This is a genomic window from Pseudorhodoplanes sp. (assembly GCF_050250235.1).
Lineage (GTDB): Bacteria > Pseudomonadota > Alphaproteobacteria > Rhizobiales > Xanthobacteraceae > Pseudorhodoplanes.
This window is the reverse complement of record NZ_JBFWPA010000185.1, coordinates 1-9315: the sequence shown is the minus strand read 5'-3', so window position 1 is coordinate 9315 and position 9315 is coordinate 1. Positions and strand designations below refer to the sequence as shown.

General features: G+C 57.8%; 10 protein-coding genes. 1 reads left to right on the top strand and 9 read right to left on the bottom strand.

Annotated features, from left to right (window positions below; translation table 11 throughout):
* Positions 1 to 784 precede the first annotated feature (784 nt).
* On the top strand, positions 785 to 1603 hold the full coding sequence (locus AB7F49_RS35520) for a hypothetical protein (protein ID WP_428531407.1): 819 nt from the start codon (positions 785 to 787) through the stop codon (positions 1601 to 1603).
* A gap of 256 nt (positions 1604 to 1859) precedes the next feature.
* Here AB7F49_RS35520 and AB7F49_RS35515 read toward each other — a convergent pair whose 3' ends face one another.
* From AB7F49_RS35515 to AB7F49_RS35475, 9 genes are all read right to left on the bottom strand, one after another.
* Positions 1860 to 2117: a hypothetical protein gene (locus AB7F49_RS35515; protein WP_428531404.1), complete on the bottom strand. Its 258-nt coding sequence runs from the start codon at positions 2115 to 2117 to the stop codon at positions 1860 to 1862.
* Position 2118: 1 nt separating this feature from the next.
* Positions 2119 to 2955, bottom strand: a complete 837-nt coding sequence (locus AB7F49_RS35510) for a hypothetical protein (RefSeq protein ID WP_428531401.1) — start codon at positions 2953 to 2955, stop codon at positions 2119 to 2121.
* Positions 2955 to 3365, bottom strand: a complete 411-nt coding sequence (locus AB7F49_RS35505) for a hypothetical protein (protein WP_428531398.1) — start codon at positions 3363 to 3365, stop codon at positions 2955 to 2957. Before AB7F49_RS35505 ends, AB7F49_RS35510 begins: the two co-directional genes overlap by 1 nt.
* A gap of 1 nt (position 3366) precedes the next feature.
* A complete protein-coding gene (locus tag AB7F49_RS35500) occupies positions 3367 to 4890 on the bottom strand; it encodes a hypothetical protein (RefSeq protein WP_428531395.1) in 1524 nt (507 codons plus the stop codon).
* A complete protein-coding gene (locus tag AB7F49_RS35495) occupies positions 4887 to 5360 on the bottom strand; it encodes a hypothetical protein (RefSeq protein WP_428531392.1) in 474 nt (157 codons plus the stop codon). Before AB7F49_RS35495 ends, AB7F49_RS35500 begins: the two co-directional genes overlap by 4 nt.
* A 435-nt stretch (positions 5361 to 5795) precedes the next feature.
* Positions 5796 to 7064 carry an AAA family ATPase gene (locus AB7F49_RS35490; protein WP_428531389.1) on the bottom strand — a complete coding sequence of 423 codons (1269 nt, stop codon included), beginning with the start codon at positions 7062 to 7064 and terminating at the stop codon, positions 5796 to 5798.
* Positions 7051 to 8007: a DUF7146 domain-containing protein gene (locus AB7F49_RS35485; protein ID WP_428531386.1), complete on the bottom strand. Its 957-nt coding sequence runs from the start codon at positions 8005 to 8007 to the stop codon at positions 7051 to 7053. Before AB7F49_RS35485 ends, AB7F49_RS35490 begins: the two co-directional genes overlap by 14 nt.
* On the bottom strand, positions 8004 to 8495 hold the full coding sequence (locus tag AB7F49_RS35480) for a hypothetical protein (protein WP_428531383.1): 492 nt from the start codon (positions 8493 to 8495) through the stop codon (positions 8004 to 8006). Before AB7F49_RS35480 ends, AB7F49_RS35485 begins: the two co-directional genes overlap by 4 nt.
* Positions 8496 to 8690: 195 nt before the next feature.
* A complete protein-coding gene (locus AB7F49_RS35475) occupies positions 8691 to 9008 on the bottom strand; it encodes a hypothetical protein (protein WP_428531380.1) in 318 nt (105 codons plus the stop codon).
* Positions 9009 to 9315: the final 307 nt, after the last annotated feature.

The window sequence follows — 9315 nt, the reverse complement described above, 5'->3', positions numbered from 1 at the left end:
ATGTGGATGGGCATCCAGCTCGGAAGCTTCGGAATGTTCATCCTCGGACTTCTCGGACCAGTTGCAGTTATCTGCGCTTTTCTTGGCGCATGGTCTTTCTTGTTCGGCATACCGAAATGGTTGCTCGCCATTTTCACGTAGCTTCGATGGAGTGAACTATGGGCTTTTTTGGTTCGCTATTCGGCATCAGCAAAATGAACGCCGATCCAGATCAGCAAAAGCTTGCCCGCCTCCTTATTGAGGCATCAGAAGATGGTAGGAAGCATTCTGATCTCGTCAGGTTTCTTATCGCTCAGCCATGGAGCCCGTCAGATACGAGAAATCGCATTACACATGCGCTCTCGATTGTGAAGGTTTCGTCAGTGCCTGACACTTACGCGAAGGCCAAGTCCATTGGCATGGACCTATATCAGGCTTCCTACAAGCTTTAGGAGTTCTCATCGAGCGGCAGCCAAGGCGGCCTAAGCCGCCTCGACCATCCTTCCGATCTAACTCAAGCCCGGCTTCGGCCGGGCTTTTCTTTTTGTCAGGGCTGCTTAGCTCCGGGAATGCGCTTCCGGATCGTTATCCACGGATTAGACTTGGACGATTTTCCCCCGATCTTCACAGACCGTGAAGCGGCGATTCACTACGCAATCGGGTTGCTTGCTCGTGTCGAATCATACGACGCTGACATCCTAATCGAAATTGTGAATTCAGGCGGACAGGTGGAACGCTCGATCCATCTCGCACAATGGCGCTTCGCCTGCGCTGTCGATGCGGACGCAGCATATAGAACCTGGCTATGAAGAAGTATCGCCAAATGGCGCGTGAATCTCTCCAACGCGCAAAGAATGAACTCGCTGCCGAAGATCCACTTCGGTATCGGTACGCGGCGCTTGAAATGCGGGAAGCAATTGAAGCTCTGATTTATGAGCGCGCAAATGTTTTCAAGGACGACGTGAAGCCTGACCAGTTGAAGGTCTGGCAACCAAAGAAGCTGATGCAGCTTCTTGTATCAATTGATCCGGCCGCGAACATGGGTTGCACGCTTAAGATAGGCCCGCACGGTCCGAATGACGAAATGCCAACCGAAATGAAGGTGCTGGGTACCGAGACCGTCCTGCGTCTGGAAGATTTCAAGAATCATTACGACGCGCTTGGATCATTCCTACACGTACTAACGATCCAGAAGATCGACGAGGGCAAGACACATGACCTTCAGCGGCTTAAGGCAAAATGCTTGGAATTGATCCCGGTTATCGAGAACGTCCTCAACTCAACGCTGTTCAATGTTCATATCCGAGAAACAGCAACGATGGATTGTGTGCGTTGCGGGTTCGAGATGAAAAAGCGGTTTCCGCTCGGATCAGACAAAGTTGATGTTGAGTGTTTTAACTGCGGTGCCCCCTATCTCTTGAAGGATATGGGAGGCGATCAGGTCACATGGCGCTCGAAGAAGAAACACTTCAAGTGCGAGGCGGCGGGCTGCGACAAAGAGGTCGGCTATTGGATGGATGAAGTAAAAGACGGAATGATTTTGGAGTGTGATGGCTGCAAGAAGAAATACCAAATCCGCTATGCTGTCTTTGTTGAAGGGCCGCCAGAAGAGCCGGGGGAGTAACTTCAACTGCACAGATAGGCGATTGCGATCGCACCGGCCACGCCCATGAAGATCAGAACGAATGGATCCAATATGCTGTTCCTTATGTGACTTGGGTCGCTAGTCAACAAAGCTCTCCCCGGCAGAGACAGCCCTGCCGGGGAGGTTCCCGCGCGCCCAACCCGACAGAAAGGCGCACAGGGAGTGAGGCGATTGCTTTTCGGAGTGCGGCGCAATCGCCAAAGCCGCGCTGCCCTACGCGAAAGGTCGCGGGCAGCTATTCCTTCATCTGCTCATCGGCAGCGGCGATCAATTCGAGGACCTGTTCAGGGGTATGAGTGTTGCAAAACGTCATGCTCTCGCCTTCTCCGAAGACAAAAGACTTATAGCCTTGCTCCTCCTCCTCCTTGGTCGGCCCGCGAACTCCGACGATCAGCCGGTAGTCCAGATACACATTGGTGGTTTTGCCATCGAGAAGAATGAACGGGGCATTGCGCACCCGCTCCTCCTTGATCTTGTCTTTGAAGATCGTCATGTCACGCCACCAACGCCGAACGCATGATGCCTTTCGGCTCCTTCACGCCCAGCAACGCAGCCGGGCTGATGTCGAGGCGGTGAACGGCGTCAGGAACGCCCTGCGATTGCATGGCGTCGATCAAAGCGACTTCCTCAAGCTCTAGGCTTTGAAGGCGTTCCGATAGCGCCTTCAAATTCTCGGCCTTAGCCTCCGGCGACATCGCGGTGCCGCGCGTATCGGCTTGCTTGCGGGCTTGCTCGATCAGCTTCGCCAGCATCGCGTCACGATGCAGCCACGCCATGATCTTGTAGCTAGCGGGGACGGCAGCGCCCCAGCGCGCGTTGACGTGACCCTTAACCTGATCGACCTCCACGCGTGGCTCGCCTTCGGACGCCCAACGATTCACGGTGACCTTCAATTGTTCTTCGAACATCTTGAATGGCAAGGGAGCGCGCTTAACCTCAATCATCTGGGCCTTGATGCGGGCGACCTCGGTGCGAATGTTCTCGATGCGGCCCCATTGTGCTTCACCAACTCTCGGTGGCGGCGCGGCCGTCAGCGCGGTCGGAGCGTAATGGGCCAGCGCACCGGAAGCCACGAGCCACTGATCGGCCAGATTCAGAAGGCCCTTCGCGTAGCTCAGGCTCCGATTGTTGGCGATGATGCGCTTGTTGACTTCTTCGCGCTCCATCGACTCATCCGGCATCAGACCGTTCAGCCGCTTTTGCAGATTTGTGCGAGCGGCCTCGTAGTCATCGACAAGCGCCCTTAGTTGTGCGAGCCGCTTTTGCGCGCACTTCGGCAACGCGCTCTCGCGCGTGACGACCTTCGGCTGTCCTGTGGGGGCGGTAAGCATTATCGTGCTCCTGGGTTTTTCCACATCTCAGAAATCTTGGCGGCGTATCGGCGCTCATTCGCGGCTTGGAGCGCGTCAAGGCCGGTTGTGTCAGTGACTGGCCTGTTGTGATCGTGACCATTCGTGCCGACCTTGTCGGCATGAACGCCCATGACCGGCTCGGGGGTCGCACCAACGAACATCGGCGGAGGATCGCGCCAGGCATCGGAGAGGCGCTTATCCGCAAGCGCTTGTCGATCTGCGGCGGCATTGCGCTGATCGTTCGACATCGCGACGTGGTGGGGCTTGTGATGGTCACTGACAAACGCTTTGTCAGTGATCGGAGCAAGGGCCGCAGCATCCATCATCATCTGAGGGACCTTCAGCACTGCGCCGTCCTTCAAGATTTTGTCGTCATCTTCGGTGTTCATCTCAGTTCTCCATAACGATGCCGCCTCGCGACATGCGAGCCGACTTGGGGGCAGTAGCTTTCATGAAGGCTTCGATACTTGCGTGGCGGTCGGCCATTGCGCGGCTATCGACCCATGCCAGCGTGTCGTCGTATGATGTTTGCTTCTTGCTCAGAACTGAGGCGAGGCCCGCAACAGCGTTCGCTACGTCATCGTGCCCGTTCGGCGGATGGTCGATTGATTCACGGCCGCCTCTGGCCGTTCGTCGTTCAAGACTAATCAACTGGTTTATTAGTCCTGAATGATCGAGCAAATCGAGGAGCTTTGAATTGATCGCAGGGAGAAGGTCACGATACAGATTTGACTTCGGCTCCGCTGCGGGATCGTAAGCGACACCGAACTTGCGGAACGGCTCACGCGCCCATTCGCCTGCAAAGCGGTCGCCTGTGACTTTTGAAACTCTATAGAGTTTCAAAATGGCGCAGAACTCGGCAGTGACGTGCTCTGGGCTAAAGGTTGGCTTGCGCTCTCTCACCGCGTCGAGGATGATTCCGTCCCCGTCGCGATGACCGATAGCCAATGTCATGCTGTCCTTACCTGACCCACCGGCCGGATCGACAAAGGCAACGTAGTTGATGCTCGCGAGCGGAGGACGCTCATAGATGCCGGGCGACACGACCGCCTCGACCGCTTCGCGCGTCAGCAAGCTTTCAATGTCTGTCCGGAACATCCCGCCGTACTCGGCGGATGCGGCAACTGGATCGCGGGCATATGCCCGCGATACAACTGCCTCAGCAAGCGAGGGATTGAAGTCACGGGACGCGCCTTGAGCGACAATGATCCGCGCGTCACCGTCCGGACCGTGGTGCGCCTTATACAAGGCCCACAATTCGCCGCGTCTCGCGTATGGCGAGGAGCCGATGATGAGCGGGCCGCCAGTAGTCGCGAGACCGGGGCGCACAGCGTTCAAGATTTCGGTGTCGGCGTTCGCTGATCCGCCGTCCGCTGTGTACCAAAATGCCGCCTCGTCAGCGAGAACCGCGATGTAGGTCGGGCCACGCAATCGGCGGAACGATGCCGCTCGCACTTCGATGTCGATGCCGTTCTTGAGGCGTAGCGTGTCGGCTGTGCGATCCTCGATAAGCTGGCGCAGCATCTTCGAACGCTCGAAAGCCGCTGCCGTGTAATTCAAGGTGATGGCCGCTTGCCGCTGGTCGGGAGCGATACAAAGCAGGACGCCTCGCTCACCGGGCACGAGCTTATCGGAATGATCGCACAGACCGGCGATGTAGCTCGCGAGGACAGACATCGACCGGGACTTGCCGCCGCGACGGCCGACCACGAACGCGGCTTCATCGACGCGGGACGATGGTTCGGTCTCACGACCAGTGAACTGCTTGAAGGTCGCGCGCTCCGGAGCCGTCAGCGCTTCGCCCATCGTCGCGATGAGCAGGATGCGCCACGCTCGCCAAGTGTCGCCCGGAAGGATGCCGCCCAACAGGGCGGTGTCCTCTAGCGCGCGACGCATGGTGGTGATGGGCTTCATCGCTCACGGTCCTGATCGTCAAGATCGTGATCATCAAAGGTTGCCTTGCCTTCGATGTAGTCGCGCAAATCAGGGACGCGCTTCATTGCGCGAGCCACACCGATCTTGTTGGCAATGCGGACTAGCGAGCTTGTAAGCGCCGCGTGTTCTGCGATGTCAATCTGCTGACCGTTTGCGATCTTTGCTTCAAGCTGTTCGGCAAGGGCCGCAGCGCCCGCGAAGCGAACCACCAAGTGTCGCTTCACCGCCGACAGTCGATCAGCGCCACCGAGGTCGATTGCGATTTCCGAGGCGATGTCTTGCAGGCGACGGGCGAGAGCCGACCGCATATCAATATTGGGCAGCAATGTTCGGTGATTGGTGATCTTGCTGCGTAGGTTCTTGGGCCGGGGCTGGAAGACATCGCGGACCCGTGGCGGTCGGGCTTTAGCCGCGCTTCGAGCGTCAACCGATTTCCGCTTCTTAGCCATACAATCCTTGGACGCATCGTTGGTTCGCATCCCTTAAGATCGGTGATCGCGCGTCGAAACGCCTTATATTTGTGGGTTTCTAAGAGTTTGCCGCGCAACCGTTTTAGCTCGGTATAGGCGGAGGCGTGTGCGAAACAGCGATCAAGAACCGCCGTCGATGGCCGATGTCAGGATTATTTTCGTGAGGGGAGGCGTGTCAGCGAGCGCCGAAACGGGCCTATTCCGGCCGATAATTGCCGAGGGGTCCGCTTATCATCCGAAGCCTCGGCAACTACCCTCGGCAACGTGGCAGGAAGTTCAATAACCGCAGGGGGTGCGAGGGTTTTTGGACCCTCGGCAGGAGGTCTCGCACAGCGAGGGTGCGAGGGTAGCCGCCCCCCCCTATAGGGGGGCGGTATACCCCTCGGCAGGACGGATAGGCGTGGCGCTTGGCATCTATTCCGCCTCTCCCGGCGCAGCATACGGGCTGACCGATCCTGCGGCAGCAAACTTCACCTTGCGCTTATTCACGAGCGCTTCGACCTCCGAAATCCAATCCTTCTGCTGCCACTCCTTCACCTGCTTACGGACCAGCGCCTCAACACCAACCTCATCAAGATCAACCGACATCTCGCGAGCGATCAGCGCACCGATCCAAGAACCCTTGGCCTTGTGCATCCGCCACTTATTCGGTTCAGCGCGCAGCGCAGTCTGAACACGCAGGACGGCGGACGGCGCGGGCTTGAGGTCTTTCCCAAAATCAGGCTTGAAGGAAACAACAACACCGACATTGTCGCCCGGCTTCTCTTTATCGAAGTGTCCCTCATTCTCGATGTTGCCAAGCTCAACGCTGGCGATCTCGTACCACTCCGCCTTATTGAAGGGTGCATAATTGGCCTTGGCATCATCGACCCGGAAATAGCGCCAGTGCTCCTCCGCACTCAGGCCCTTGATGTTACCGGCCATCGTCTTACTCATCAGGTTCAATATGCGAGCGAACCGGGCCGCATCGGTGATTGCTTTTGCGCCGCGAATATCCTCCGCCTCCATCTCCTGCCCATTGGACTTTCTCGCGTGATGAATCAGCATGATTGAGCAGTTACATTCCTGCGCTATCCGATCCCAGGTCCTAACAACTAGGTCCATAGCCTTGGTGTCGTTCTCGGAGACGCTGTGCGAAGCGACAAGTGGGTCAATAATCGCGACGTCAATTTTCTTCGCCTTGAACTCCTCAATCATCGCCCGTAGCACAGCCTCATTCGCAAACGGACGATTTCTGTCATCAGTCTCGACCAGATTGAAGCGGACGGTCTTGTCATGGATGAAGAGCCGCTTGGCCTTCTTCGCCTCGGCAATCTCCTCCGGCGTAATGCCGTGACCTATGGCAGTCGCGGCGATGCGGCGGTCCATTTCATCTTTATCTTCTTCGCCGCCCCAAATGTAGACGTTGAGCGGGCCATCGGGCTTCTTGTCGTGGAGCGTAGGCAACGCGCGCCCCAATGACATCGACATGCCCTCAGCAATCGACAAGGTCGATTTACCGCGCCCACCCGTCGCAGCGGTCAGGCTGACCTTTCCGCGTTGATAGGATGTGCCGAATAGGAAGCTGCGGCGTGGAATTGTCTTCGGCTCTGGCCAATCATACGGCTCCAGTCTGAATTCAAAAGCTGAGGTGTCGGAGTTATCATTGATGGCATCCGCGCCAGTCTTTTTACTTTTCGGCATTTCGAGCCTCTTCCATCAGAGTGTCATTGAAATCTCCTCCGTGTGGTGGCCTAACGCGGATGACAGTCCGGCCTTCAGATACAAACCGGGCCTTCGCTTCCGCAGTCTCTCGCTCTCCTGCTCCCTCATCATTCACATCGACCAGCAGCCGCAGGACCCTCACTTCCGGCGGTAGCTGCATTTCCTTCATCATTCCCGCGCTACCAGCGGCCCAGCCGGGCTTACCGGAGAGCCGCATGGCGGCCAGCGTGGTCTCGATACCCTCGCCAATCAGCATCTCGCTCGCGACGGGCGACAATCGTATAGCGGTGCCTCGGACGGGTCCGAGGTCCGCGCGTTGAGGCTCAACGGCGGCTTTGCCGCTCCCGTCGCCTCGCAACCATGTGCGATGAATGGCGATCACGTCGCCCTTCACGTCGCATCGCGCGGCGATCATTGCGGGCAGTTCGGCCTTCGCTCCGAAGTGGTAGAGCTTTGGATGAAACCGGAGGCAGTCGGGAACGATCAGCAATTCCCTTGACCTCAAGTAGCGCTCGACAATCGTGCCACCGGCCGGGACCGCCTCGCCCCACAGCCGGAGCGCGCGGGCCTGCTTTTCGGCCTTCTGTTCCGGCGTGTCTGGCGGCTTCGCGATACCTATCGAAGCGAGCCAGGCATAAGCGCCATGTGTCGGGCCGGTGGCGGAATAGACGTGAGCGCTGCCGTCCGCATACGCCTTAAAGATGACCGCGCGGCCGGTCGGGGCAATCGCATGAAAGCGGCCGTCGCGAAATTCGCAAGTGCCGCCCGCCGCGACAACCTTCGCAATGATCTCCTCTCGCGAGACCGGCGCATTGCCAGACAGAGCGATGGCCTCAGCTTCCCGGACAGTCATCTCCGGATTGGCTTTAATGAGGTCTGTGACCTCCATCTCTAGTTCTTGCAGAAGCCGGACATAGGTCATGCCAGCCTCCGATATTGAAAGAGCGACTGAGAATTTTTGACACCGACAAGTCGAAGCTGAGCCTCAAGCTTCTTGACTTCATATTTGCGGAACATCAGGTCGCGTTCCTCATTCGACAGTTTGTCAATGAGGGCTTCGATGCGCCGCGCGATCTTGTCGCGCGTTGCGAGATTGCGCTGTGCGTCGGCAAAGTATCCGCCACGCAAGTCAGACAAGGCGATCACCTGCCGGCCTTCAGCCTTGATGTATAGGTCTAGGATGCGGATTGTGCGGGCGCTCATGGCGTCACCTTCAATTTTTTTGAGGAGGTTGGCGGACGCGGGGCGCGCGAAGATCGACACATAGCCCCGGTTCTCGACATAGACCCATCGTCGGCCATGCGGGTCCGGGAAGCGTTCCGAGTTAAGCCAGTTGTGAAGTTTGATTCGGTAACGGAATGCGAGTTGCCAGTGCGAGCCGTCCGGCAATCGCACAATCGCAATCTCCATTACCGGCGTGTCCAGCGGTTCGGTCTTGAACCATTGCTCCTTGCCGTTCGGGCCGACATGGAGCCAGAGTTTCGCCAGCGTCTCGGCTTCGGCTAGACGCGGGCCGGGGGTTGGAGTAGTAGGCTCGCGTCTCGCAAGCTTTCTACCCGCCGTCGCTCTCTGACCAGAGCGGCGGCTTTTCTTTGCCGTCATGCGTCACGCCGCGCGCTTCTTCTTGCCGCGCTTCGATACATGGCGGTTCGATTTCGCCGCAGCCTGAGCCGCGTGCTTCGCGTGAGCGGCCCGGCGGGCGGCTTCGAGCCGCGCAGCCTCAGTCTCCGCTTCCTTCATGCGCTCCGCTTCCCATTCGCGGTCAGCGGTCTCGGTGATGCGGAGGGTGCTGAGGACCACAAGAACCTTCGGCGCTTTACCTTCGCGCCGCATCTTGTGGAATGTCGGCTTAGAATACTTTCGCATCGCGCACCATTCAGCGATGGTGTACGACTTTTCCTTGAGATCAGTGTCGGTACTCACAACACATAGCCCTTGTCTCCGCATTGTGCGGAAGTCGCGACCGGTTTTTTCGCGGGGCTGAAGACAAAATAAAAAAGCGCCCCAAACCGATCCGGTTTAGAGCGCCCTATTTTGTTTGATCTGGCAGTCTCGTAGCGGGGCACTAATCGCTGCTGCCGACGCGATCTAAGCGTATTCGGGAGAAAAAGGGAAGGGGGTCGAGAAGCGCCCGGAATTTATCGGTTTCTAGCGTTCTTAAGCCCCGAGGAGGCCCGTTTCGTTTCGCGCCGGGGCGTTAGAGCTTCGACGTTCGATTTCGGCAATCCGT

Excerpts from the sequence above, each read along its gene's own strand:
- AB7F49_RS35480 (WP_428531383.1), bottom strand. The coding sequence starts at position 8,495 with ATGGAGATTGCGATTGTGCGATTGCCGGACGGCTCGCACTGGCAACTC.
- AB7F49_RS35505 (WP_428531398.1), bottom strand. The coding sequence starts at position 3,365 with ATGAACACCGAAGATGACGACAAAATCTTGAAGGACGGCGCAGTGCTG.
- AB7F49_RS35485 (WP_428531386.1), bottom strand. The coding sequence starts at position 8,007 with ATGACCTATGTCCGGCTTCTGCAAGAACTAGAGATGGAGGTCACAGAC.
- AB7F49_RS35510 (WP_428531401.1), bottom strand. The coding sequence starts at position 2,955 with ATGCTTACCGCCCCCACAGGACAGCCGAAGGTCGTCACGCGCGAGAGC.
- AB7F49_RS35515 (WP_428531404.1), bottom strand. The coding sequence starts at position 2,117 with ATGACGATCTTCAAAGACAAGATCAAGGAGGAGCGGGTGCGCAATGCC.
- AB7F49_RS35520 (WP_428531407.1), top strand. The coding sequence starts at position 785 with ATGAAGAAGTATCGCCAAATGGCGCGTGAATCTCTCCAACGCGCAAAG.
- AB7F49_RS35500 (WP_428531395.1), bottom strand. The coding sequence starts at position 4,890 with ATGAAGCCCATCACCACCATGCGTCGCGCGCTAGAGGACACCGCCCTG.
- AB7F49_RS35490 (WP_428531389.1), bottom strand. The coding sequence starts at position 7,064 with ATGCCGAAAAGTAAAAAGACTGGCGCGGATGCCATCAATGATAACTCC.
- AB7F49_RS35495 (WP_428531392.1), bottom strand. The coding sequence starts at position 5,360 with ATGGCTAAGAAGCGGAAATCGGTTGACGCTCGAAGCGCGGCTAAAGCC.